Here is a 26,348-nt window from a genome sequence, read left to right on the forward strand (position 1 = left end):
TGACTTTGGGTGAGGGGCGCGCCGTGTCGGCCGGGGCGGGGCTCCGTCGTCCCGTTCAGTAGCCGGACATACCGGACATAGGTGTGATCATCCAAAAATCCGTGAAACAGGATGACGAGGTGGAGACCATGCCCCAGGTCGACGAGCCGCACGGGAGGGCCGAACCCCAGGAGTCCCGGCGTTCCCCCGATCCCCGCGCCCGCCGGACCTCCCGGGCACTGCGCTCCATGGCGCTGCTCGCGGGCGGCGCGCTCGCCCTCCCCGCGCTCTCGGGGTGCGCGGCCGACGACCCCTCCGGCCGCGCCGCCGCCCAGGACATCGCCCCCTCCGGCCGGGACAAGGTCGCCGACGGGGGAACCCTCCGCTGGGCCGTCGACGCGGTGCCCACCACGCTCAACACCTTCCAGGCCGACGCCGACCCGGCCACCGCCCGGGTCGCCCAGGCCGTCCTGCCCGCGCTCTTCACCCTGGACGGCCAGGGGCGGCCCCAGCGCAACCCCGACTATCTGGAGTCGGCCGAGGTCGTCGAGCGCGAGCCCAAACAGGTCGTCCTCTACAAACTCGACCAGAAGGCGGTGTGGAGCGACGGCCGCGAGATCGGCGCCCCCGACTTCGCCGCCCAGTGGCGCGCCCTCAGCGGCCGGGACAGCGCCTTCTGGACCGCGCGCAACGCCGGCTACGACCGGATCGAGGAGATCCAGAAGGGCGCCAACGACCTGGAGGTGAAGGTCACCTTCAAGAAGCCCTACACCGACTGGCAGTCCCTCTTCAGCCCGCTCTACCCCAAGGGCGTCACCGGCACCCCGGCCTCCTTCAACGACGGGGCACGCACCACCCTCAAGGCCACCGCGGGCCCCTTCCGCCTCGACCGCCTCGACCGCAAGGCCGGCACCGTCACCCTCGCCCGTAACCCCCGCTGGTGGGGCGAACCGGCCAAGCTCGACCGGCTGGTCCTGGACGCCGTCCCCCGTGACCAGCGCTCCGCCGCCCTCGCCGCCGGACGGGTCCATATCGCCGAGATCGACCGGACGATCGCCGAACGGATCGCCCTCTCGGTCCAGCACCGGGGCCGGGCCGTCGCCCCGCCCCCGCACACCCCCGACGGCGTCCGCATCGTCCACGCCGCCGCCCATGGACCGGCCGTCGCCCTCACCCCCTGGGCCGCCCTGCGCTCCTGGGCCGTCGCCCATGGCTCGGACGAGGAGGAGGCCGAGGCCGCCCTCGCCGCCCGGGCGCGGACGGCGACCTCGATCCGGAACTACACCGCCGAGCAGGGGCGCCTCCACGGCCTGGTGGTCCGCAGATCGCTGGAGCCCGCCTTCACCCAGCTCGCCCTGAACGGTGAGTCCGGACCGCTCGCCGACGACCGGGTGCGCCGGGCCCTCGCCCGCGCCCTGGACCGTACCGAGATCGCCGCCACGGTGCTGCGGCCCCTCGGCCTTCCGGTGGTGGCCCCCGGCAGCCATCTGGCCCTCGCGGGCCAGCGCGCCTACACCGACAACAGCGGGGCGCTCGGTGAGCAGAGCGCCCAGGAGGCCCAGGCCCTGCTCGCGGACGCGGGCTGGGTGCCCGGCGGGGCGCTGCGGAAGTCCGCACCCGCCAAGGCGGGCAGTGAGGGCAGCGGGGCACCCGACGACGGTGACGACGACGGAGAGGACGGCGAGGACGGCGAGGACGACGGCGAGGAGACCGGCGAGGACGGGGCCAAGAACGCCGCCCGCCCCGCGGTCGGGGTGAACGACCTCCGGACCCTGGGCATCGGGACCCCGGGCATCGGAGCCCGGGGCATCAGGGTCACGGGCGTCGGGACCTCCGGGATCTCCTGGGTCGCCCCCCGCAGGACCGGCCCGGGCGACGGCCCCTCCGACGACGGTCTGTACATCGTCGGTGACGACCAGCGGCCGGGCGTCGGGCGGACCCAGGTCCTCGCCCCCGCGCCGGTCTCCTTCCAGGACCTCGCCCTCCAACCCCGGGCCGCGGGCGAGGACGCCACCCGGGCCGGTGCCACGGCGGCGGACCGGGCCCTGGCGCCCCGGGACGACACCAAGGGCGGACCGGCCGGTGCCTACGCCCCCGCCGGGACCGCCGCACCCGTCGCGGCCGGCGGCCGGCTCGGCAAGGACGGCAAGCCGCTCGCCCTCCGCTTCGTCCTGCCGGACGGACCCGGCGCGGAGACCCTGCGCGCGGTCGGTCAGCGGATCGTCCGCATGCTGGACCGGATCGGCGTCCAGACCGAGATCACCACGGTCCCGGACGCGCTGTACTTCAAGGACCACATCGCCACCGGACGGTACGACCTCGCCCTCTACTCCTGGCCCGCCACCGCCTTCCCGGCGACCGACGCCCGTCCCATCTACGCCAAGCCCCGCCCCGCCGACGACGGCTCGCTCCTGGTGGAGCAGAACTACACCCGGGTCGGCACCGACTACATCGACCAGCTCTTCGAGCAGGCGGTGGGCGAACTCGACCAGGACGAGGCCCGTGACCTGGTACGCCGCGCGGACGCCCGGATCTGGGCGGCGGCGGGCTCCATCCCCCTCTACCAGCGCCCGGAGCTGGTGGCGGTACGGCCCTCGGTCCGTAACGCCGGAGCCTTCGGCCTGGCCGCCCCCCGCTACCAGGACATCGGCTTCGCCAAGCCGAAACCGGCCGCCGGCGGCAAGGGCCAGAAGAACGGGACCAAGGACGACACCAAGGACGAGAAGGAAAGGATCAAGGACGGGAGCAAGGACGGGGCTGAGGGCGACGCGGAGCGGTGACCGCCGGGTGACCGGGCGGTGACCTGCGAGGAAAGCCCTCCCGCCGTATTGCGCAAGGTCCCTCCATAACCTCAGATCGGCCTCAACTCTCTTGCCCGCCGGATCACCCGGCGGGCAGGATCATGTCCACCCGTTGACCGAAGTTCAGGCATGCCGAGCGGGCCCCACACCCCCCTTCCCGAGGCTTCCCGGCCCCATCCCCTCCAGGACCGGGAGGCCCCCCGCGCGACGGCCCCGTACCATGGGAGAGAGCCGCGGCGTGTCCGCCCCGGCAGGGCGTACGAGCGAACGCCGCAGCACACGCCGCATCCCACGATCGAGAGAAGCGCCAGCCAGCATGCCCACGCGCCACGACATCCGTAACGTCGCCATCGTCGCCCACGTCGACCACGGCAAGACCACCCTGGTCGACGCCATGCTGAAGCAGGCCGGAGCCTTCGCCGCACACCAGCAGGTCGATGACCGGGTGATGGACTCGAACGACCTGGAGCGTGAGAAGGGCATCACGATCCTCGCCAAGAACACGGCGGTGAAGTATCACCCCAAGGACGGCGGGGCGCCCATCACGATCAACATCATCGACACCCCCGGCCACGCCGACTTCGGTGGCGAGGTGGAGCGCGGCCTGTCCATGGTGGACGCCGTCGTCCTGCTGGTCGACGCCTCCGAGGGCCCCCTGCCGCAGACCCGGTTCGTTCTGCGCAAGGCCCTCCAGGCCCGTATGCCGGTGATCCTCTGCATCAACAAGACGGACCGCCCGGACTCCCGGATCGACGAGGTCGTCAACGAGACCTATGACCTCTTCCTCGACCTGGACGCCGACGAGGACCAGATCGAGTTCCCGATCGTCTACGCCTGCGCCCGGGACGGCGTCGCCTCGCTGACCAAGCCCGCCGACGGCTCGGTCCCCGCGGACAGCGACAGCCTGGAGCCGTTCTTCTCCACCATCCTGGAGCACGTCCCGGCCCCGACCTACGAGGACGACGCGCCGCTCCAGGCCCATGTCACCAACCTCGACGCCGACAACTTCCTCGGCCGTATCGCGCTGCTCCGGGTGGAGCAGGGCGAGCTGCGCAAGGGCCAGACCGTCGCCTGGATCAAGCGGGACGGCTCCGTCGCCAGTGTCCGCATCTCCGAGCTGATGATGACCGAGGCGCTGACCCGCAAGCCGGCCGAGAAGGCGGGCCCCGGTGACATCTGCGCCGTGGCGGGCATCCCCGAGATCATGATCGGCGAGACCCTGGCCGACCCGGAGAACCCGATCGCCCTGCCGCTGATCACGGTGGACGAGCCCGCGATCTCCATGACCATCGGTACCAACACCTCGCCGCTGGTCGGCCGGGGCGGCACCGGCAAGGGCGCCGAGGCCAAGGCGGCGGTCAAGGACCGCAAGGTCACCGCCCGCCAGGTCAAGGACCGTCTCGACCGCGAGCTGGTCGGCAATGTCTCGCTCCGGGTCCTGGACACCGAGCGTCCGGACGCCTGGGAGGTGCAGGGCCGCGGTGAGCTGGCGCTGGCCATCCTGGTCGAGCAGATGCGCCGGGAGGGCTTCGAGCTGACCATCGGCAAGCCCCAGGTGGTCACCAAGGAGGTCGACGGCAAGGTCCACGAGCCCGTCGAGCGCATGACCATCGACGTCCCCGAGGAGCACATGGGCGCGGTCACGCAGCTCATGGGCGTCCGCAAGGGCCGGATGGACAACATGTCCAACCACGGCTCGGGCTGGGTCCGTATGGAGTTCGTGGTGCCCTCCCGCGGCCTGATCGGCTTCCGTACGGAGTTCCTGACCAACACCCGCGGCACCGGTATCGCCCACTCCATCCACGAGGGCCACGAGCCCTGGTTCGGCAACCTGACCACCCGGAACAACGGGTCCCTGGTCGCCGACCGGGCCGGCTCGGTCACCGCCTTCGCGATGACCAACCTCCAGGAGCGCGGTGTGCTCTTCGTGGACCCGGGCACCGAGGTCTACGAGGGCATGATCGTCGGTGAGAACTCCCGCTCCGACGACATGGACGTGAACATCACCAAGGAGAAGAAGCTCACCAACATGCGCTCCTCCTCCGCCGACTCCTTCGAGGCGATCGTCCCGCCGCGCAAGCTGTCGCTGGAGCAGTCCCTGGAGTTCTGCCGCGACGACGAGTGCGTCGAGGTGACCCCGGAGGCGGCCCGTATCCGCAAGGTGAACCTGGACGCCCGCGAGCGCGCCCGCGCCGCCTCGCGCGCCAAGCACGGCTGACCGGAGCACCCCGGGCCCCGCGCACCGCGCGGTGACCGCCCGACGCCTGGCTGAAAACGGCCCGGCCGTTCCCCGTACGAGGGAACGGCCGGGCCGTTTGCGTGCTCTTCCCCCGAGGCAGACTCCGATCATCGGGCCAGGCTCTCGGGGGAGACGTCAAGAGGTTTTCCTACCCCGTCTGTCCGACTATCGGGCGTAGCTCACCGGAAACCTGTATTAACAGTCCGTTTCGGGGGTGTCTGTCTGCGATCCCTTTGTCCGAATTTTGGGCCTGGGGTCCTCGCTGATGTTGCCAAAACGAGATGCTTTAAGTGTGGTTTACAGCCCGAACTTACCCAATAGTTGGCTTCACTGAGCTCGGGTCAACGGGTCATGCGCTGTGGGGAGCGCCGACTCACGAGCACACGGGGTACACAGCTCTTCGCCGTCAGGGGTGTCGGCGGGTGTCATGTGCCCAGCCTTGCAGTGAACACGTGGACTCATGAGGAGGAACCCATGCGCGGTGCCACGAGCGCCAGTGGGGTCGGGTCGTCGCAGATGGCTTGTACGGCCGGTTTCCAGCGCATTCCATCCAGGCAGGCCGCCGACGTCGGCCGCCGACCCTGAGCCCCGGTCAACCGCTCGGCTCGCGCTCCTGAGGGTGGAATCAATCCCTATTGACGCACTTTCCCGCCACTTTGCCCATGGGTGATCCATCGGCATAGGCGGTACGGCCACACCCGTCCACGGTGGTGGCCGACCGGGGGGACGTCATCACGGCAGGCCGGACGGTACGAGTGCACCCACTCGGCCGTCACACCTGGCGTACGCAGGACCGCGGGTCACCCGACACCCGTGAATGGACACATCATGACCAGTCCAATCGAGACCGAGGCCACGGACGCCTCTGTCGCCTTGGACAAGAAGAACGCGACCCAGAACGACACCGGGGGCGCTCCGTCCCATACCGGTCGTTCGCCCGGCCAGCTGATGTGGACGCGCTTCAAGCGCGACAAGGTCGGCATGGTCGCCGCCGGCATCGTGCTCTTCTTCTACGCCATCGCCGCGCTCGCGCCGCTGATCTCCAAGGTCTACGGCAAGGACCCGTACACCCTCTACCCCGATGAGCCGGGGTACGAGAACATCCTCGACGACTTCTCGATGCCCATGGGCACCTTCGGCGGGGTCTCCGGGGACTTCTGGTTCGGCGTCGAGCCCAACCTCGGCCGCGATGTGTTCACCATGCTGCTCTACGGCATGCGCACCTCGCTCTACATGGCGCTCGTCATCACCATTCTCTGTGTGGCCACCGGTGTCGTGATCGGCATGGTCGGCGGTTACTTCGGCGGCAAGGTCGACTACTGGCTCGGCCGGACCACCGACTTCTTCCTGGCCTTCCCGAGCCAGCTCTTCTTCATCGCCTTCATGCCGGTGGTCACCGCGCTCTTCGTCTCGCCGACCGAGGAGACCCCCACCTATCTGCGCGCCGTCGCCATCATCCTGGTGATGTGGTTCCTCGGCTGGATGGGCATGGCGCGACTGGTGCGCAGCTCCGTACTCTCCCTGCGTGAGCGGGAGTTCGTGGAGGCGGCCAAGGTGTCGGGAGCGTCGCGCTGGCGGATCGTCCGCAAGGAGATCCTGCCCAATATCGTGACCCCGATCCTGGTCCAGGGCACGTACACCCTGCCCAGCTCCATTCTCACGATCGCCTTCCTCTCCTACGTCGGTGTCGGCTTTGTTGAGCCCACGCCCGACTGGGGCCGGATGTTCGCCACCGGTGCCGAGGTCTATGAGCAGAACCCCGGGTTCATGTTCTTCCCCGGTGTGGCCATGGTGATCTTCGTTCTGGCCTTCAACCTTCTGGGTGACTCGGTCCGGGACGCGTTCGACCCCAAGACCGGACGGTGACGTCCCAGGGGCGGGGGTGGCTGCCGCCCTCGCGCCGTGCAACCGGACGGTCAGGCAGCTTTTTGATGAATGACAACGGACAGGTAGGTGCAACGAGCATCATGAAGCCCCTTCGCTCACGCTCCGTGCGTGCCATAGTCGTCGCTGCCGCGGCCGGCTCCCTGGCGCTCACCGGCTGCTCCAACAACGACGGCGGCACGACCAAGGACGAGTCCAAGAGCAAGTCGGACGCCGCGGCTCAGTCGAAGCCGGTCGCCTATGGCGACGCCGCCGCCTCCACCGGCCCGGCCGCCGAGGTCCCGGGTGCCAAGCCCGGTGGCACGATCAATGTCTACATGCAGTCCGACCTCTCCCACATGGACCCGGGTCAGATCTACGTCAGCGACGCGGGTCAGTTCTCGAACCTGATCCACCGCGGTCTGACCAACTTCCAGGAGGACGACAAGGGCAACCTGACCGTCGTCGGTGACATCGCCACCGACTCCGGGAAGTCCTCCGAGGGCGGCAAGGTCTGGACCTACACCCTGAAGGACGGGGTCAAGGACCAGAACGGCAACGCGATCACGTCTGCCGATGTCCGCCACACCATTGAGCGGATGTACTCGAAGTTCATCTCGGACGGTCCGTCGTACGTCCAGAGCTGGCTGTCGGGCAAGGACTACCGCAAGGTGCTGCCGGACGGCCCCTACAAGGGCAAGAAGCTCCCGGACACCGTGCTGGCGACCCCGGACGCGAAGACCGTCGTCTTCAAGTTCAAGCAGCCCCAGGCCGACCTGCCGCAGGCGCTCGCCATGGCCGGTTACTCCATCGTGCCCAAGAAGGCGGACACGAAGGAGAAGTACGACAAGGCTCCGGTCGCGCTCGGTCCCTACAAGATCGCCGACTACAAGCCCGGCAAGACCATCAAGCTGGTCAAGAACACCAACTGGGACCCGAAGACCGACGCCGTTCGCCACCAGTACGTGGACGGCTACGACTTCTCCCTCACGATCGACCAGGGCAGCCAGACCAAGCGTCTGATCGCCGACCAGGGCGAGGCCAAGAACGCGATCCAGTTCACGGACTCGGTCGAGCCCACCATGATCAAGGACGTCGTCACCGACGCCTCGGTCAACAAGCGCAGCGTCAAGGGCTACCAGCCCTACGTCTGGCAGATGACCTTCAACCTCGACAAGATGAAGGACAAGCGGGTCCGCGACGCGATCACCCACGCGCTGCCGGCCAAGCAGATGATCGCCGCCGACGGTGGCAAGTACGGCGGTGAGGCGGCCGGCGGTCTGATGGCCCCGACGCTGCCCGGCTTCGACGGCACCTACGACCCGTTCGAGAAGCTGAAGTTCCCGAACGGCAACGTGAAGAAGGCCAAGGAGCTGCTGGAGGAGGCGGGTGTCGCCAAGGGCACCAAGCTGACCTACGCGCACTCCAACACGCCGCGTGGCCAGAAGCAGGCCGTCATCATCAAGAAGAAGCTCGAGGAGATCGGCTTCGACGTCCAGTCGAAGGAGATCGACCGCGCCACCTTCTACACCCAGATCGGTGTCGTCAAGAACGACTTCGACCTGTACATGACCGGCTGGGGCCAGGACTGGCCGTCCCCGTCGACCGTCATCACCCCGGTCTACGACGGCAACCTGATCTACGACGGTGCCTCGAACTACTCGCACATCAATGACGAGCAGGTCAACAAGGGCATCGAAGAGGCCCTGACCATGGAGCCCGAGGCCGCCGCGAAGAAGTGGCAGGAGATCCACAAGCGGATCGTCGAGGAGATCAACCCGGCTGCCCCGGTCTACTACTCGAAGCAGATCCAGCTGTCCGGCTCCAACGTCGGCGGTGTCAAGTACAGCACCGAGTCGAGCTACATCGACATCAACGACCTGTACCTGAAGAAGCCGTAGGACAACAGCCGTAGGGCCGGTCCACAAGACACCGACGGCCCTTGGATGATCCGTGGGGGTGCGCGCCAGGCGGAGCGCGCCCCCACGGGCCCACGTCTCGAACCCCCGCCGCCTTCGTAGAGAGCAGCCTTCCGCGATGCTTCAGTTCCTCATCCGCAGGTTGACCGGCGCAGTAGTGATCATGTTCTTGATCGGTGCGTTTACGTTCTTCCTGTTCTACACAATCCCTCAGGACTTCGCCCAACTTGCCTGCGGCAAGAACTGCACCCCCCAGAACGTCGCGTTGATCCGCGAGAACCTCGGCCTCGACAAGCCGATCACGACCCAGTTCTGGGAGTTCATGGGCGGCATCCTGACCGGCCGGGACTTCGCGACTGGCCACTGCTCCGCTCCCTGCTTGGGCCAGTCGTTCGAGACGCAGGAGTTTGTCTGGGACTCCATCGTCGACCGCTTCCCGCTGACGCTCTCGCTCACCGTCGGTGGCCTGGTCATCTTCCTGACCCTCGGTCTCGGTGCGGGTCTGCTCGCCGCGTGGAAGCGCGGTACCCCGCTCGACCGTCTGGTCAGCGGTGCCTCGATGGTTCTCAGCTCCTTCCAGATCTACTTCCTCGGCCCGATCGTCCTCGGTCTGCTCGTGTACAGCACGGGCTGGCTGGAGAACCCCAAGTACGTGCCCTTCACGGAGGACCCGGCGGGCTGGGCGCTCGGTATGCTGATTCCCTGGCTCGTGATGTCGACCATCTTCACGGCCCAGTACACGCGTATGTCCCGCTCGACGATGATCGAGCAGCTCCAGGAGGAGCACGTCCGTACCGCCCGCGCCAAGGGCATGAAGCAGAGCTACGTATTCTTCCGATATGCCTGGCGCGGCTCGCTCACCCCGATCGTCACCATCCTCGGTATGGACCTCAGCGGTCTGCTCGCGGGTGCGGTCGTCACCGAGTTCACCTTCGACCTGGCGGGCATCGGCCGCCTCGCGGTGAACTCGTCGCTCGGCAAGGACCTGCCCCTGACCATGGGCGTGATGCTGTTCGGCGCGCTGTTCATCCTGCTGCTGAACATCCTCGTGGACCTCGCCTACGCCTACATCGACCCGCGCGTGCGCCTCAGCTAGGAGACCGACCGTGACCACCAAGACCAAGACCGAGGGCGCACCGGCCCCGACCGGGCCGGGGGCCTTCCTCTCGGTTCGCGACCTGCGGGTGCGGTTCTCCACCGAGGACGGCGTCGTCAGCGCGGTCGACGGACTCTCCTTCGATGTCGAGCGCGGCAAGACGCTGGGCATCGTGGGCGAGTCGGGCTCCGGCAAGTCCGTCACCAACCTGACCATCCTCGGGCTGCACAACCGCAAGAGCACCTCCGTCGAGGGTGAGATCCACCTCGACGGCCAGGAGCTGGTCGACGCCTCGGAGAAGGAGCTGGAGAAGATTCGCGGCAACAAGGCCGCGATGATCTTCCAGGACCCGCTGACGGCGCTCTCCCCGTACTACACCGTGGGCCGGCAGATCGCCGAGCCGTACATGAAGCACACCGGCGCCTCCAAGAAGGAGGCGAAGGCGCGGGCCATCGAGATGCTGGCCAAGGTCGGCATCCCGCAGCCCGCCACCCGCTTCAACGACTACCCGCACCAGTTCTCCGGCGGTATGCGCCAGCGCGCGATGATCGCCATGGCGCTGATCTGCGACCCCGATCTGCTGATCGCCGACGAGCCGACCACCGCACTCGATGTGACGGTCCAGGCCCAGATCCTCGACCTGCTCAAGGACCTCCAGCAGGAGTTCGGCTCCGCGATCATCTTCATCACCCACGACCTGGGCGTCATCGCCAATATGGCCGACGACCTGCTGGTGATGTACGCGGGCCGGGCGGTGGAGCGCGGTTCCGTCCGCGAGGTGCTCCAGACCCCCAAGCACCCGTACACCTGGGGTCTGCTCAGCTCGATGCCGCGCCTCACGGGCGACCTCGACGAGCCGCTGGTGCCCATCCCGGGTTCCCCGCCGAGCCTGCTCAACCCGCCCTCCGGCTGTGCCTTCAACCCGCGCTGCGGCTTCAAGGACCAGGTCGACAGCGGACTGTGCACCCAGGACCGACCGCTGCTCGCCACCGGGCGCGCGGCGGCCTGCCACCTGACGCCGGATCAGAAGCAGTCCATCTTCATCGATCAGATCAAGCCCCGGCTGGGCTAGGGAGACGCAGAGACATGAGCGAGAACGTCACTCTGCCTAAGCAGCAGGAATCCAAGGGGCCCGAGAAGCGTGAGCCGCTGCTCACCGTCGAGGGCCTGGAGAAGCACTTCCCCATCTACGGAGGTTTCCCCTTCCGGCGCCAGGTCGGCGCCGTGAAGGCGGTCGACGGGGTCGATCTGACGGTGTACCCGGGTGAGGCCCTCGGCCTCGTCGGCGAGTCCGGCTGTGGCAAGTCCACCACCGGACGACTGGTGACCCGGCTGCTCGAACCGACCGGTGGCAAGATCACCTACGCCGGTCAGGACATCAGCCACGCCGGCCGCAAGCAGCTCGCGCCGATCCGGTCCGAGATCCAGATGATCTTCCAGGACCCCTTCTCGTCGCTGAACCCCCGGCAGACCGTCGGCACCATCATCAAGAGCCCGATGGAGGTCAACGGGATCAACCCGGCCGGCGGCCGGGAGAAGCGGGTCCGGGAGCTGCTGGAGACCGTGGGTCTCAACCCGGAGCACTACAACCGCTTCCCGCACGAGTTCTCCGGCGGTCAGCGCCAGCGCATCGGCGTCGCCCGTGCCCTGGCCCTGGAGCCCAAGCTGATCGTCGCCGACGAGCCGGTCTCCGCGCTCGATGTGTCGATCCAGGCCCAGGTCGTCAACCTCCTCCAGAAGGTCCAGGACGAGCTGGGGATCGCCTTCCTCTTCATCGCCCACGACCTCGCCGTGGTGCGGCACTTCTCGCAGCGCGTGGCCGTGATGTACCTCGGCAAGGTGGTGGAGGTGGCGGACCGCAACTCCCTCTACACCCGCCCCCGCCACCCGTACACCCACGCCCTGCTCTCCGCCGTGCCCGAGGCCGATGTGGACGCGGCGAAGAAGGAGCGGATCCGGCTCTCCGGCGACGTCCCCTCGCCGATCATGCCGCCGTCCGGCTGCCGCTTCCGCACCCGCTGCTGGAAGGCGCAGGAGAAGTGCGCGACGGAGGAGCCGCCGCTGGTGCGGCTCTCCGGCAGCGACGAGGGGCACCTCACCGCCTGCCACTTCCCGGAGGCCCCCTCCATCGAGGCCCGCAAGGAGGACATCGTCCTGGACCCGGCGCTCGCCGCGCTGGAGGACGGTGACCACGGCAAGGACGGCGGCGCCAAGGCCTGACCCCGCCCTTCCCGGACGTCCCCGGCCCGCCCCTCCCGGCGGCCGGGGACGTTCGCGTTCCGGGGCCGGCGTCCGGACCTCCGGAGCGCCCGCACCCCCGCCACCGCGCGGAAAATGCGTTGCGGCCGGGTGCGGCGGCAGCGGACAGTGCGGTGATGGACCTCACGTTGCGACCCGTCGTACCCGCTGACGCCCCGGCCGTCACCCGGCTGCTCAATGCCGTCGATCTCATCGAGGTCGGCCGCGCGGAGACCGACCTGGTCTCCGTGGAGGCCGATCTGAACCACCCCGAGGCCGCCCTCCCGGAGAATTCCTGGCTCGCCGTCCGGGCGGACGGCGAGGCGGTCGCCTATGGACTGATGTGGGACGACTCCGGTGCCGAGCGCATCGACATGGACCAGTACGTCCTCCCCGACCACCAGGACACCGCCGAACGGATGCTGGAGCTGATGCAGGCCCAGGCCGTCCACCGGGCCCGGACCAACGGCGCCGAGCGCGCCGTCGTCCATATGCACCTCAATGTGCGCCCCACCCTGGACACCGAGCTGCTCACCCGGCGCGGCTGGACCACCGTCCGCCGCTACCACGTGCTCACCCGGCCGCTGGCCCCGGCCGCCGACCCGCTGCCCACCGCCCCCGCCGGGCTGACGCTGCGCCCCGCCCGCACCGAGGACGACCGGCGGACCGCCCACGCCCTGGTGGAGGAGACCTTCCTCGACCACTTCGACAACCAGCCCCTGACCTATGAGCAGTGGCTGAACAACCTGGGCGGGCTGGCCGACTGGGAGCGGGTGTGGATCGCCTCCCTCGACGGCGGCCGGGGCGACGCCGCCGTCCTGGTCACCACCAACCACCGGGAGGCATACGCGTGGATCAACACCCTGGGCGTCCGCAAGGAGTTCCGGGGCCAGGGCATCGCCGGGCATCTGCTGCGGCACGCCTTCGGGGTCTACGCGGAGCTGGGCCGGGACTCCATCGGCCTCGGCGTCGACACCGCCAATGAGTCGGGCGCGCTGCGGCTGTACGAGGCACACGGCATGGGGACGCACAGCGCGGTGGACACCTGGGAGGTGACCCTGCCGGTGCCGCCCGTCTCCTGACCCCGCTTCCCGTGGCCCCCGGGCCCCGGTGCCGCCCGTCCCCGGAGCGCGCCCGCCGTCAGCCGTACGGCCGCGCTCCGCGTGCGTACCCCCGTACCCCGGACGACAGTCGGTCCTGAGCGACCGCCGGACGCCAGGGCCGAGCCACGGCCCGCGGGAACCACGGGACACACGGGAGGCACCGCATGCGCCGAACGCCGCGCGTCCGCTGGGCCGCCCCCCTGATGGCCCTGGCACTGGCGGCGACGGCCTGCGGCGGGGGCGCCACCACCACCCAGGGCGTGGTCAGCGCCTCCTGGGGCGACCCGGCCAACCCGCTGGAGCCCGCCAACACCAATGAGGTCCAGGGCGGCAAGGTCCTGGACATGATCTTCCGCGGCCTCAAGCGCTACGACCCGCGGACCGGCGCCGCCCAGGACATGCTCGCCGAGAAGATCGAGACCACCGACTCGATCACCTTCCACATCACCGTCAAGGACGGCTGGACCTTCAGCAACGGCGAGAAGGTCACCGCCCGCTCCTTCACGGACGCCTGGAACTACGGCGCCGACCTCAGGAACAACCAGCGCAACGCCTACTTCTTCGGCTACATCCAGGGGTACGAACAGCTCCACCCCGAGACCGGCGACCCCACCGCCACCACCCTCTCCGGCCTGAAGGTCACCGGGGAGCGGACCTTCACCGTCACCCTCTCCCAGAAGTTCTCCACCTGGCCCGACACCCTCGGCTACGCCGCCTTCGCCCCGCTGCCCCGGGCCTTCTTCGACGACCACGACGCCTGGCTCGCCAAGCCCGTCGGCAACGGCCCGTACACCGTCCACGCCTACGCCCGGGGCTCCGCGATGTCGCTGCGCACCCGGGACGACTACCCCGGCCCCGACAAGGCGCGCAACAGCGGTGTCGACCTGATCGTCTACACCGACAACAACACCGCCTACACCGCCCTGCTCTCCGGCAATCTCGACCTGGTGGACGACGTCCCCGCCGCCCAGCTCAGAAATGTCCACAAGGACCTCGGCGACCGGTACATCAACACCCCCGCCGGGATCATCCAGACCCTCGCCTTCCCCTACTACGACCCGGCGTGGAACACCCCCGACGGCGCCAAGCTGCGCACCGGGCTCTCCCGGGCGATCGACCGGGAACAGATCACCCGGACCATCTTCCGCTCCACCCGTACCCCGGCGAAGGACTGGACCTCACCCGTCCTCGGCCCGGAGGGCGGCTTCAGCGACACCCTCTGCGGCGACTCCTGTGTCTACGACCCCGCCGCCGCCCGCCGGCTGGTCACCGAGGGCGGCGGCATCCCCGGCGGCCGGATGACGATCACGTACAACGCCGACACCGGCTCCCACAAGGAGTGGGTCGACGCCGTCTGCAACAGCATCAACAACGCCCTCGGCAAGGACAGCGCCTGTGTCGGCAACCCCATCGGCACCTTCGCCGACTTCCGCAACCAGATCACCCAGCGCCGGATGAACGGCCCCTTCCGGGCCGGCTGGCAGATGGACTACCCACTCATCCAGAACTTCCTCCAGCCGCTCTACTACACCAACGCCTCCTCCAACGACGGCAAGTGGACCAACCAGGACTTCGACCGTCTGATCGACCGGGCCAACGCCGAATCCGACCCGGCGACCGCCGTCCGCACCTTCCAGCAGGCCGAAGAGGTCGTCCGGGACGAGATGGCCGCCATCCCGCTCTGGTACCAGAACGGCAGCGCGGGCTACTCCCCGCGGATCGCCGATGTGTCGCTCAACCCGTTCAGCGTGCCCGTCTACGACGAGATCACCGTCGGCTGAGCCGTCGATCCGGACCGGGAGGCCCCATGGGACGTTATGTGATCCGGCGTCTGCTCCAGATGATCCCGGTCTTCTTCGGCGCCACCCTGCTGATCTTCCTCATGGTCAATGTGATGGGCGACCCCATCCAGGGACTCTGCGGACAGCGCCAGTGCGACCCGGCCACCGCCGCCCGGCTGCGCCAGGAGTTCGGCCTCGACAAGCCCGTATGGCAGCAGTACCTCACCTATATGGGCCATGTGTTCACCGGCGACTTCGGCACCGCCTTCAACGGGCAGCCGGTCGTCGAGCTGATGGCCGACGCCTTCCCGGTCACCCTCCGGCTCACCCTGGTCGCGATCTTCTTCGAGATCGTCATCGGCATCACCCTCGGGGTCGTCACCGGACTGCGCCGGGGCCGCCCCGTCGACACCTCCGTGCTGCTGCTGACCCTGGTCGTGATCTCCGTACCGACCTTTGTCACCGGGCTGCTGCTCCAGTTCCTCCTCGGCGTGGAGTGGGGGATCATCAAGCCCGCCGTCTCCCCGGCCGCCACCCTCGACGAGCTGATCGTCCCCGGCCTGGTGCTCGCCTCGGTCTCGCTGGCGTATGTCACCCGGCTCACCCGGACCTCCATCGCCGAGAACGTCCGCGCCGACTATGTCCGTACCGCCCGGGCCAAGGGCCTGCCCCGCCGCCGGGTCGTCACCCGTCATCTGCTGCGCAACTCACTCATCCCGGTGGTCACCTTCATCGGCGCCGACATCGGCGCACTGATGGGCGGGGCGATCGTCACCGAGCGCATCTTCAATATCCATGGCGTCGGCTACCAGCTCTACCAGGGCATCGTCCGGCAGAACACCCAGACCGTGGTCGGCTTTGTCACCGTCCTCGTGCTGATCTTCCTGGTGGCGAATCTGCTGGTGGACCTGTTGTACGCCGTGCTCGACCCGAGGATCCGCTATGCCTGAGCCGTCCCCCGACTTCGAGGCGGGGGAGGTCATCGCCGCCACCGGCGCGGGCGGGGGAACCGACCTCGCCATGAGCGAGGCCGAGACCCTTGAGGGCGCGGCGAAGACCCCCGGCGGACCGCTGGGCACGGGGCCCGGCGGTCGGGCCCGCAGCCTCTGGTCCGACGCCTGGCGCGACCTGAGACGGAACCCGGTCTTCCTCATCTCCGGGCTGATCATTCTCTTTCTGCTGGTCATCGCCGCCTGGCCGTCGCTGATCGCCTCCGGGAACCCGCTCCAGTGCGATCTGGCCAAGGCCCAGGAGGGCTCCCAGCCCGGCCATCCCTTCGGCTTCAACGGACAGGGCTGCGATGTCTACACCCGTACGGTCTACGGCGCCCGCGCCTCCGTCACCGTCGGGGTCTGCGCCACCCTCGGGGTCGCCCTGCTCGGCTCCTTCCTCGGCGGGCTCGCCGGATTCTTCGGCGGCGTCGGGGACAGCGTCCTCTCCCGGGTCACCGACATGTTCTTCGGCATCCCCGTCGTCCTCGGCGGACTGGTCCTGCTCTCCGTCGTCACCAGCACCACGGTCTGGCCGGTCATCGGCTTCATGGTGCTGCTCGGCTGGCCGCAGATCTCCCGGATCGCCCGCGGCTCGGTCATCACCGTCAAACAGAACGACTATGTCCAGGCGGCCCGCGCCCTCGGCGCCTCGAACAGCCGGATCCTGCTCCGCCATATCGCGCCCAACGCCATCGCCCCGGTCATCGTGGTCGCGACCATCGCCCTCGGTACCTATATCTCGCTGGAGGCGACCCTCTCCTACCTCGGGGTGGGGCTGAAGCCGCCCACCGTCTCCTGGGGCATCGACATCTCGGCCGCCTCCCCCTACATCCGCAACGCGCCGCACATGCTGCTCTGGCCCGCCGGAGCGCTGGCGATCACCGTGCTCGCGTTCATCATGCTCGGCGACGCGATCCGCGACGCCCTCGACCCCAAACTGCGCTGAGTCACCGCCGTGGAGCCCGCGATGCTGCTGGATGTCAGAGACCTCCATATCGAGTTCCGCACCCGGGACGGTGTGGCCAAGGCCGTCAACGGTGTCGACTACTCCGTGGACGAGGGCCGCACCCTCGCCGTGCTCGGGGAGTCCGGCTCCGGCAAGTCCGTCACCGCCCAGGCGATCATGGGCATCCTGGACGCGCCCCCCGGCCGGATCACCCGGGGCGAGATCCGCTTCCAGGGCCGGGATCTGCTGACCCTCAGCGAGGAGGAGCGCCGCAGGGTCCGGGGCCCCGGGATGGCGATGATCTTCCAGGACGCCCTCTCCGCCCTCAACCCGGTGCTCAGCGTGGGGGACCAGCTCGGCGAGATGTTCATCGTGCACCGGGGGCTCTCCCGGAAGGCGGCCCGCGCCCGCGCGGTCGAGCTGATGGAACGGGTGGGCATCCCGGGCCCCGCGGAACGGGTGCGGCAGTACCCCCACCAGTTCTCCGGCGGGATGCGCCAGCGGATCATGATCGCGATGGCGCTCGCCCTGGAACCCGCCCTGATCATCGCCGACGAGCCGACCACCGCCCTCGATGTCACCGTCCAGGCCCAGGTCATGGAGTTGCTCGCGGAGCTCCAGCGGGAACTGGGCATGGGGCTGATCCTCATCACCCACGATCTGGGTGTGGTCGCCGATGTCGCCGACCGGATCGCGGTGATGTACGCGGGCAGGATCGTGGAGACCGCCCCCGTCCACGCCATCTACCGGTCTCCCGCGCACCCGTACACCCGAGGGCTGCTGGAGTCCATCCCACGGCTGGACCAGAAGGGACGGGAGCTGTTCGCGATCAAGGGGCTGCCCCCCAATCTGATGGACATCCCCGCCGGCTGCGCCTTCCATCCGCGCTGTCCGCTCGCGCGGGCGGTGTGCCGTACGGACGAACCACCGCTGTACGAGGTGGAGCCGGGCCGGGCCAGCGCCTGCCACTTCTGGCGGGAGACCCTCCAGGGCGCGGGCGGCCCCGGCGACGGTGCTTCCGGTACGGGGAGTTCCGGTACGGGGGGCCCCGGCGACGGTGCTTCCGGTACGGGGAGTTCCGGTACGGGGGGCTCCGCCGCCGATGGCTCCGGTACGGGGGGCTCCGACGCGGGCGGCTCCGGCGACGGTGAGGGTGGGGAGCGGTCCGATGGCTGAGGCGATCCTGGAGGTCCGCGACCTGGTCAAGCACTACCCGCTCACCCGGGGCATCCTCGTCAAGAAGCAGATCGGCGAGGTCAAGGCGGTCGACGGCGTCGATCTCGACCTCACCGCCGGACGGACCCTCGGCATCGTGGGGGAGTCGGGCTGCGGCAAGTCCACCCTCGCCCGGATGCTGGTCCAGCTGGAACACCCCACCGCCGGGACCATCCGCTACCAGGGCGAGGACATCACCCGGCTCTCCGGGCGCGCCCTCAAACGCGTCCGCCGCAATATCCAGATGGTGTTCCAGGACCCGTACACCTCACTCAACCCCCGGATGACCGTCGGCGACATCATCGGCGAGCCGTACGAGATCCACCCGGACGCGGCCCCCCGGGGCGACCGGCGCCGCAGGGTGCGGGAGCTGCTCGATGTGGTCGGGCTCAACCCGGAGTACATCAACCGCTATCCGCACCAGTTCAGCGGCGGTCAGCGGCAGCGCATCGGGATCGCCCGGGGGCTGGCGCTCAACCCCGAGATCGTCGTCGCCGACGAACCCGTCTCCGCGCTCGATGTCTCCGTCCAGGCCCAGGTCATCAATCTGCTCGCCCGGCTCCAGCGGGAGTTCTCCCTCACCCTGGTCTTCATCTCCCACGATCTGTCGATCGTCCGCCATATCTCCGACCGGGTCGGGGTGATGTATCTGGGGCGGGTGGTGGAGCTGGGGAGCGATGCGGAGATCTACGACCATCCCACCCACCCGTACACCCAGGCGCTGCTCTCGGCGGTGCCGGTGCCCGACCCGGAGGCGCGGGAGCACCGGGAGCGCATCCTGCTGGGCGGGGATGTCCCCTCACCCACCCATGTCCCCTCGGGGTGCCGCTTCCGTACCCGCTGCTGGAAGGCGCGGGAGCGGTGCGCGCTGGAGGTGCCGCTGCTGGAGGTGCCCGCCGAGTACCGGATCTGGACGGGGCCGGCCCGTCATCCGTCGGCCTGTCACTTCGCCGAGGAACGCCAGGTGGTGCCGCCGGCCGAGCCGGGGCCCGGGCCCGGGTCCGGGTCCGCGTCCGGGGACGGATGAGCGGAAGGCGTTAACGCGGGGGCAACGTGACCGTCGCGATTCCGATATACGGACGGGAGAGGGTGACGAACGTACGGCCGTGCGGGTGCCGTAGACCGGACGGGGCCCAACGGGGCCGCCGTCCGGTCACCCGCGCACCCGGGGTCCCAGGCGGTGGTACCGGCCTTCGGTCAGGCGGTGGTGCCGGCCTCCGGCGCCGGGTCGGGCGTCCGGGCGGTCAGCGTCCGCTGGAGGAAATCCACCTGCAACAGCAGCAGATTCTCGGCGACCTGCTCCTGCGGGGTCATATGGGTCACCCCGCTCAGCGGCAGCACCTCGTGCTCCCGCCCCGCCGCCAGCAGCGCCGACGACAGCCGCAGGGTGTGGGCCACCACCACATTGTCGTCCGCCATACCGTGGATCAGCATCATCGGGCGCGCCGGATTCTCCACCCCCACCAGCCCGTCCTCGGTGACCAGGGAGTTGTGCTCGTACACCGCCGGCTGCTCGGCGGGATCCCCCAGATAGCGCTCGGCATAGTGGGTGTCGTACATCCGCTGATCCGTGACGGGTGCGCCGACGATCGCCGTATGGAAGACATCCGGCCGCCGCAGTACGGCCAGCCCCGCCAGATAGCCACCGTAGGACCAGCCCCGGATCCCGACCCGGTCCAGATCCAGGGGAAAGGATCCGGCCAATGCGTGCAGGGCCTCGATCTGGTCGTCCAGGGTGCGGGTGAGATCATCGCGGATTGACTTCTCCCAGGCGGGAGAGGGCCCGGGAGTGCCCCGGCCGTCGGCGATGACCACGGCGAACCCCTGGTCCGCGAGGAACTGCGGGGTGAGATAGATGTTCTGCGCGGCGAGCACCCGGCGTGCGTGCGGCCCCCCGTAGGGGTCCATCAGCACCGGAAGCGGCCCGTCCGACTCCTGGTAATCCCTCGGCAGCAGCACCGCGCAGGGGATGTTCCGTACCCCCGCCGTCCGGATGTGCGGGGTGGCGTGCAGGACCGGGTGCTCCGCGTACGAGGGGATCCGGGCGACCACCTCCCCCGCGCGCAGCACCTCCACCGTCGTACCGCTGATGTCGAGCCGGGCGGAGGAGAGGACCGTCACCCCGCCGCCGCGCACCGCGCTGTGCACCCCGGCGCCCCGGGAGACCCGCTCCACCCCGTGTTCGCCCACCCGGAGGACATGGATCTCGCCGATCTCCGGATCGGCCGCCCCGGCCCCCGCCGCCGCGGTGATCAGCACATCGTCGGCGCCCACATCGAGCACCGCGTGCACCTGGAGGGTGTCGTCCGTCAGGGCGCGGTCCCCGACGGCGAGCACCCGGGCGCCGCTCTCGTCGGTGATCCGCACCAGCTCACCGCCGGGTGTCCGGACGGGCACCCCGGCGAAAAGTTCCAGCCAATCCTGATCTTCCTCGATCCGCAGGGTGCGGGTGGCGCCGGTCTCCGGGTCGACCGTCAGATACCGCTGGGTCCGCTGGTCACGGCTCTGGACCAGCAGCAGCGGAGCCCCCGCCGACGACCAGTGGACCCGGCTCAGATAGGGATGGGCCGCACGGTCCCAGACCACCTCGGTGCGCTCGCCCTCCAGGGTGATCAGGAAGAGCCGCACCTCGGCGTTGGCGGTGCCCGCCGCCGGGTACGCCACCTGCCGGGGCTCCCGCTCCGGGTGGGCCGGGTCCGAGATCCACCACCGCCGCACCTCGCTCTCGTCCACCCGGGCCACCAGCAGCCGGTCGGATTCGGGGGACCACCAGAAGCCCCGGTTGCGGCCCATCTCCTCGGCGGCGACGAACTCGGCCAGGCCATAGGTGATCCGGTCGCCCTCCGGCTCGGCGAGCGCCCGGTCGTCGCCGTCCCCCGCCGTGGTGGTGACCCGCAGCGCCCCCTCGGCGGCGAAGGCGACATACCGGCCGTCGGGGGAGGGGCGCGGATCGACGACCGGCCCCCGCGCCGCCCGTTCCCGTACCGTCCCGCTCCGCAGATCCGCCGTGAACAGACGGCCGGAGAGGGTGAAGGCGGCCAACTCGGCGGCGGCGTCCACCGCGTAGCCGACGATGCCGGAACCGCCCTCCCTGGCCCGCTCCCGCCGGGCGTGCTCCTCGGGCGCCAGGTCCTCGTCGGCCCCGTTCAACAGCGTTTCGGGGTCGGCCACCAGCCGCTCCCCGGGGCCGTTCGGCCCGTTGTCCAGATCCAGTACCCAGAGGCGTCCATTCCGGTCGACACCGGACGCCGTTCTGAGGAAAATCACTCGCGAGCCGTCCGGCGCGACCGTGAACAACCGTGGGGCGCCGAGGGTGTAGCGCTGGGTCCGGGCGTATTGACGGGGGAAGGAGAGCTGTGTCGTGGTGGCCATGCGACCGAACCTAGCGGTCGTGCGCCCCCGTGTGCTGCTGTGCACCGATCAATGCGTTCGTACGGATAGTTATGATCCCTAGCGCGAGGTGGGTAGGAACCATCTGGCCCAGGCAAGCTGCCCGTCCCGACCGAATTTCTGTGGAGGTGAACCGCCGTGGCACTCTCCATTTCGGTGGTGCTGCTGTTGGCAATCATCGTCTTCCTGCTGATCCGGAAGTCCGGGCTCAAGGGAGGGCATGCCGTTGTCTGCATGCTGCTCGGTTTCTATCTCGCCAGCTCCTCGCTCTCACCGACCATCAACGACCTGACCAACAACGTGGCGGGGATGATCGGCGACTTCAAGTTCTGACGCGCTGACGTTCTGACGCGCTGACGTGCTGACCCGGGGCGCGGAAGGCCACCGCCGGGCCCGTGCGCGGGTGCGGCCGTATCGCCGGGGTGAGGGCCCGGGGCGGCCGGCCGCTCACCGGGCCGCCGGGGCCCCGCCCGGGGAGGGCGCCCCCGGGCCCGTGTGATCGCGGGCCCGCCGAACCGCCTCCATGGCACCCCCTTGCCTCGTAGGCTGTCCGCATGAAGGATCTCTCCGTCCGTCGTCTGCTCCTGGTGCACGCGCACCCGGACGACGAATCGATCAACAACGGCGCGACGATGGCCCTGTACGCCGGCGTCGGCGCCCAGGTGACCCTGGTGACCTGCACCCTGGGCGAAGAGGGCGAGGTCATCCCGCCGGGACTCGCCCATCTCGCCCCGGACCGCGAGGACCGGCTCGGCCCCCACCGGGTGGGGGAGCTGGCCTCGGCGATGAAGGAACTGGGCGTCGGCGACCACCGCTTCCTCGGGGGCCCCGGCCGGTTCCGGGACTCCGGGATGATGGGGGTGGAGCAGAACCACCGGCCGTCGGCGTTCTGGCGCACCCCGGTGGACGAGGCGGCCGGCCACCTTGTGGAGATCATCCGTTCGGTGCGTCCCCAGGTCCTGGTGACCTATGACCCCGACGGGGGATACGGCCACCCCGACCACATCCAGACCCACCGGGTCGCCATGCGCGCCGCCGAACTGGCCGCCGAGCGGGCCTACCGCCGCGATCTGGGCGAACCGCACACCATCGCCAAGATCTACTGGAACCGGGTGCCCCGGTCGGTGGCGGAGGAGGGCTTCGCCCGGCTGCGCGCCGAGGCGCTGCCCGGCGGTCCGGCGGTCGGGGTGATCGAGGATGTGCCGGGGGTCGTGGCGGACGCCCGTATCACCACGGAGATCGACGGTTCGGCGGTCGCCGGGCGCAAGGCGGCGGCCATGCGCGCGCACGCCACCCAGATCACCGTGGACGGGAGCGCCTTCCTCCTCTCCAACCATCTGGTCCAGCCGCTCTTCACCACCGAGTACTACGAGTTGGTCCAGGGTGCGCCGGGCGCACCCGAGGGGGAGCGCGAGCGCGATCTGTTCGCCGGGATCCCCGGGGTGCCGCCGCTCCCGGACGGACCGGTCGCCAGTACGGATGAAACAGATGAAATGGATGAATCCGGGGGCGATACGGGTGGACCGGCCGCCGGTGTGACGGATGGGGCGGGGGCCGCCCGATGAGCGGGACCACCACCCCCGGCGCCGGGGCCGTGCGCCCCGCGCGCGCCGTACGCCCCGCCACCGTCGCCGCCTGGCTGCTCCTCGCCGTCCTGGGCGCGGCCGTCGGTGTCGCCGGGTCCCTGGTCCAAGGCGCCTGGTTCCCCGGGGGGTTGCTTCTCGCGCTGCTCGGCACCACCGGACTCTTCCTCGGCGCCGGGCGGGCCCTGGGCGGCCAGCTCCCGGTGGTGGCCGCCGCCGTGGGCTGGCTGATCACCGTGGTGCTGCTGAGCATGGGACGGCCGGAGGGCGACGGTGTTCTCGCCGCCGGGATCGGGTCGATCCTCTATCTGATCGGCGGGATGGTTCTCGCTGTGATGTGTGCCACGATGGCGCGGCCCGCGCAACCGGGCGACACTCCCGCCCGACTTGACAGATAGGGGACACGCGGGGACCCCGGCGGGCACCGGGCCCCGAGGCCCCCTAGGGTGGGTCGGCATGGACGGGGCCACGCCCCGTACCGGCGTGCCCGTACCGTCGACACGGTGACGCTCCGCCCGTCGCGGAGTACCTGTCCCTGGCGGCCAGTATGGTGGTGCGCGCCGCCGAGCCGCCCCCAGTAGTAGCTATCCAGTAAGAGACGGGTGGCGGAGCCAACCGGGAGAACCTGCCTTGAGTCGTGAAACTGACAGTTCGTCCTCCGGCCCCCAGGGGCGTGGAGCCGCGTATCCCTCGGGGACACAGCCGTACGGGTCACGCCAGTATCCGTCCCCCCACCCGGCGCAGGACGCTTCCGAGGGGACGGCGGCCGGTGCCGCCGACGGACCGGGCGGTGCCCGGTCCGCATCCGAGCCCAGGACCGAGACGACGCTGACCACCCGTGTGCGGATCAACATCCCCGGGTCGCGGCCGATTCCGCCCCTGGTGATGCGGAAGCCCGTGGGCGAGGAGAAGGCGTCGGGGCCCGCCGCGCGGGTCGAGGCCGATGTGGAGCGTACGGCCGCGATGCCGGTGATCGGAGAGGCTCCGGCCCCCGCTCCGGCGGACGGTCCGCACGCCGCGCAGGAGCGGTCCCCGGCCAACGACTGGTTCGCTCCCCGCAAGGGGGCGTCCCAGGGTGCCGGTATTCCGCTCGCCGACCCGCCGGGCCAGCAGCAGGGGCCGTCGGTCCCGCCGGGGCATTCGGGGACGAACGGGGCGGGTTTCGCCGCGCCCGCTCCCGGTGCGCCGGGCCCCCTGGGCGATCCCCTGAGCGACCCCCTGGCCGGACCGAACCCCCTTGCTGACCCTCTGGGCGACCCCCTGACCGGACCGGGTGTCCCCGGGAACGGCCAGGGCGGGTCCGAGGTGCCGGGGATGCCGTACTTCTCCGACGCGCCGCAGCCGTCCCCGGCCGACCGGCTCGGTGACCCGGGGGCCCCGCACAGCGCGCTCAGCGATCTGACGGGCGGGCCCGCCCTGGGCTCCGGCCCGGACACCACGGGCTTCGGCGCCACCCGGCCGGGGCAGCCCGCCGGTGGTCCCGGCGTCCACGGCGGGCCGGGCGCCGGTGCCGCCGAGCCGTCCGGGGCCACCTCCGGACCGGTGAAGGGCAGCATGCCGATCCGTCAGCGGATGGGCGCGGGCGCCTCCGCGACCGGTGCGGCGGCGGGCGCGTCCCTCGCCTCCCCGGCCACCGCGGCACCGTCCGCCCCGGCGGGTACGGGTCTCCCGGGCGGGGCCCCGGGCCCCTCCGGCGGTCTCGGCGGCGCGGGCATCTCCTCCGGCGCGGACGCGTTCGGCGGCGGCCCCGCCGGTGCTCCCGGTGGCAAGCGTGGCCCCGCCGGTGCGCCCGGCGGTACGGGTGGTCCCGGCGGCTCCGGTCGCCCCGGCGGCCCTGGTGGCCCCGGTGCCCCCCAGGGCGAGCGGCCCCGGGCCGCCGCGCCCCGGCTCTCCGACGACACCGCCGTGCTGACCCCGCAGAAGCCGATCCCGGCCCCGGGCGCCCCCGGTGCCGACGGCCAGGTCTCCGGTGACACGCTCACCAGCGGTATCCCCCCGGTGCCCGCCGACGGCGGCCCGGCGGGCCCGCACGGCCCCCGTGCCGCGGGCGACCGTCCCGCAGGATTCCCGGGCGGCCCCGGCGGCCCCGGCGGCCCCGGTGGTCCCGGCGCGCCCTCGGGTCCCGGCATGGCCTCGGGCGGCACCCCCGCCGCCCCCAAGCCGCAGCCCGGTGCGCTGGACGCGCTGCCCGCCGCGCCCCGCCCCCCGCAGCCGGCCAAGAAGAAGGGCCGCTCCAAGCTGGTCCTCCTGGCGGTCGCCGGGATCGGTCTCGCCGGTGTCGCCTATGGCGCCGGTCTGCTGCTGAACCACTCCGAGGTGCCCAAGCGGACCACCGTCCTCGGGGTGGACATCGGCGGCGGCACCAAGGAACAGGCCGTCGTCAAGCTGGAGAAGGAGCTGGGCAAGCGCGCGGCCACCCCGCTCCAGCTCTCGGTGGGCGGCAAGAAGGAGACGCTGGCGCCGGACAAGGCGGGGCTGCTCCTCGACGGTCAGGCCACCGTACGCAAGGCGGCCGGCAGCGACTACAACCCGGTCTCGGTGATCGGCTCCCTCTTCGGCGGTCAGCGGGTCGTGGAGCCCGTGATCCCGGTGGACGAGGAGAAGCTCCGTGTCGCCCTCGGCGATCTCGCGGGCGAGTCGGGCTCGGCGGTCGAGGGAACGATCACCTTCGCATCCGGCAAGGCCACCGCCGTGCCCGGCAAGGCGGGGCAGGCGCTGGACGTCGACCGCTCGATGCTGTCGGTGAAGGACGCCTATCGCGCCCAGGTGGAGACCGGCAGGCCCAAGGTGGTCACGCTGCCCGTGGTGAAGCGGGAGCCGACCGTCGGACAGGCCGAGCTGGACCGGGCGATGAAGGAGTTCGCGGAGCCCGCGATGTCCGGCACCATCACCGTGCGGGCGGGTGGCCGGGAGATCCCGCTCGGCCCCATCTCGCTGCCGAAGATCCTCTCCATGAAGGCCGTGGACGGGAAGCTGGTCGAGGTCTACGACAAGGAGGCCATCACCGAGGTGGCCGGGACGCTCTTCGCCGGAGTGATGATCACCAAGGGCGACGGCAAGCAGCACCAGCTGAGCGCGGACGACATCGCCCAGGCGATGGGACCGGCGCTGCGGGGCAAGACGCCCGCGGAGCGGATCGTGGACATCGAGCTGGAGTGACCCCCGGCGCGGCCCCGGCGGGCCGTGTCAAGCGCGCGACGCCT

Annotated in this window: 18 protein-coding genes; 17 read left to right on the plus strand and 1 reads right to left on the minus strand. The window is 70.4% G+C overall.

Annotated elements, in window-relative coordinates; genetic code table 11:
* The first annotated feature begins 128 nt into the window (after positions 1 to 128).
* The 13 genes from ABT354_RS07410 (at position 129) to ABT354_RS07470 (ending at position 19,199) form a co-directional block, all read left to right on the plus strand.
* Complete coding sequence (locus ABT354_RS07410; RefSeq protein WP_502983366.1) at positions 129 to 2,759, plus strand: ABC transporter family substrate-binding protein; 2,631 nt, start codon at positions 129 to 131, stop codon at positions 2,757 to 2,759.
* Positions 2,760 to 3,096: 337 nt separating this feature from the next.
* A complete protein-coding gene (gene typA, locus ABT354_RS07415) occupies positions 3,097 to 4,998 on the plus strand; it encodes a translational GTPase TypA (protein ID WP_351490283.1) in 1,902 nt (633 codons plus the stop codon).
* Positions 4,999 to 5,847: 849 nt separating this feature from the next.
* The gene (locus ABT354_RS07420; RefSeq protein WP_351490286.1) at positions 5,848 to 6,885 is read left to right on the plus strand and encodes an ABC transporter permease; all 1,038 of its coding nucleotides are present in this window, start codon (positions 5,848 to 5,850) and stop codon (positions 6,883 to 6,885) included.
* Between the two features lie 101 nt (positions 6,886 to 6,986).
* Positions 6,987 to 8,783: an ABC transporter substrate-binding protein gene (locus ABT354_RS07425; RefSeq protein ID WP_351490289.1), complete on the plus strand. Its 1,797-nt coding sequence runs from the start codon at positions 6,987 to 6,989 to the stop codon at positions 8,781 to 8,783.
* Positions 8,784 to 8,919: 136 nt separating this feature from the next.
* Positions 8,920 to 9,897, plus strand: a complete 978-nt coding sequence (locus tag ABT354_RS07430) for an ABC transporter permease (protein ID WP_351490292.1) — start codon at positions 8,920 to 8,922, stop codon at positions 9,895 to 9,897.
* A 10-nt stretch (positions 9,898 to 9,907) separates the two neighbouring features.
* Positions 9,908 to 10,969, plus strand: coding sequence for an ABC transporter ATP-binding protein (locus ABT354_RS07435; RefSeq protein WP_351490294.1), 1,062 nt, complete (start codon positions 9,908 to 9,910; stop codon positions 10,967 to 10,969).
* Between the two features lie 14 nt (positions 10,970 to 10,983).
* Positions 10,984 to 12,117, plus strand: a complete 1,134-nt coding sequence (locus ABT354_RS07440) for an ABC transporter ATP-binding protein (protein WP_351490297.1) — start codon at positions 10,984 to 10,986, stop codon at positions 12,115 to 12,117.
* Between the two features lie 155 nt (positions 12,118 to 12,272).
* Complete coding sequence (locus ABT354_RS07445) at positions 12,273 to 13,217, plus strand: GNAT family N-acetyltransferase (RefSeq protein WP_351490300.1); 945 nt, start codon at positions 12,273 to 12,275, stop codon at positions 13,215 to 13,217.
* A gap of 185 nt (positions 13,218 to 13,402) precedes the next feature.
* Positions 13,403 to 15,019, plus strand: coding sequence for a peptide ABC transporter substrate-binding protein (locus ABT354_RS07450; protein ID WP_351490303.1), 1,617 nt, complete (start codon positions 13,403 to 13,405; stop codon positions 15,017 to 15,019).
* Positions 15,020 to 15,045: 26 nt separating this feature from the next.
* Positions 15,046 to 15,969 (plus strand): ABC transporter permease, encoded by a 924-nt coding sequence (locus ABT354_RS07455; protein WP_351490306.1) that lies wholly within the window; start codon positions 15,046 to 15,048, stop codon positions 15,967 to 15,969.
* The gene (locus ABT354_RS07460; protein ID WP_351490309.1) at positions 15,962 to 16,957 is read left to right on the plus strand and encodes an ABC transporter permease; all 996 of its coding nucleotides are present in this window, start codon (positions 15,962 to 15,964) and stop codon (positions 16,955 to 16,957) included. Before ABT354_RS07455 ends, ABT354_RS07460 begins: the two co-directional genes overlap by 8 nt.
* Positions 16,958 to 16,978: 21 nt before the next feature.
* On the plus strand, positions 16,979 to 18,133 hold the full coding sequence (locus tag ABT354_RS07465; protein ID WP_351490312.1) for an ABC transporter ATP-binding protein: 1,155 nt from the start codon (positions 16,979 to 16,981) through the stop codon (positions 18,131 to 18,133).
* Positions 18,126 to 19,199 (plus strand): ABC transporter ATP-binding protein, encoded by a 1,074-nt coding sequence (locus ABT354_RS07470; RefSeq protein ID WP_351490315.1) that lies wholly within the window; start codon positions 18,126 to 18,128, stop codon positions 19,197 to 19,199. Before ABT354_RS07465 ends, ABT354_RS07470 begins: the two co-directional genes overlap by 8 nt.
* A gap of 170 nt (positions 19,200 to 19,369) precedes the next feature.
* On the opposite strand, the gene ABT354_RS07475 is transcribed toward ABT354_RS07470, so the two are convergent.
* The gene (locus tag ABT354_RS07475; protein ID WP_351490318.1) at positions 19,370 to 21,544 is read right to left on the minus strand and encodes a prolyl oligopeptidase family serine peptidase; all 2,175 of its coding nucleotides are present in this window, start codon (positions 21,542 to 21,544) and stop codon (positions 19,370 to 19,372) included.
* A 156-nt stretch (positions 21,545 to 21,700) separates the two neighbouring features.
* Between ABT354_RS07475 and ABT354_RS07480 the strand changes: the two genes are divergently transcribed.
* The 4 genes from ABT354_RS07480 (at position 21,701) to ABT354_RS07495 (ending at position 26,304) form a co-directional block, all read left to right on the plus strand.
* Positions 21,701 to 21,895, plus strand: a complete 195-nt coding sequence (locus tag ABT354_RS07480; RefSeq protein ID WP_351490321.1) for a hypothetical protein — start codon at positions 21,701 to 21,703, stop codon at positions 21,893 to 21,895.
* Positions 21,896 to 22,116: 221 nt separating this feature from the next.
* Positions 22,117 to 23,127 (plus strand): N-acetyl-1-D-myo-inositol-2-amino-2-deoxy-alpha-D-glucopyranoside deacetylase, encoded by a 1,011-nt coding sequence (gene mshB, locus ABT354_RS07485; RefSeq protein ID WP_351490324.1) that lies wholly within the window; start codon positions 22,117 to 22,119, stop codon positions 23,125 to 23,127.
* On the plus strand, positions 23,124 to 23,543 hold the full coding sequence (locus ABT354_RS07490) for a DUF6113 family protein (RefSeq protein ID WP_351490326.1): 420 nt from the start codon (positions 23,124 to 23,126) through the stop codon (positions 23,541 to 23,543). The genes mshB and ABT354_RS07490 overlap by 4 nt, the downstream gene beginning before the upstream one ends.
* 232 nt (positions 23,544 to 23,775) lie before the next feature.
* Positions 23,776 to 26,304 carry a peptidoglycan binding domain-containing protein gene (locus ABT354_RS07495; RefSeq protein ID WP_502983353.1) on the plus strand — a complete coding sequence of 843 codons (2,529 nt, stop codon included), beginning with the start codon at positions 23,776 to 23,778 and terminating at the stop codon, positions 26,302 to 26,304.
* Positions 26,305 to 26,348: the final 44 nt, after the last annotated feature.

This window comes from Streptomyces sp. NPDC000594 (assembly GCF_040299965.1).
Lineage (GTDB): Bacteria > Actinomycetota > Actinomycetes > Streptomycetales > Streptomycetaceae > Streptomyces.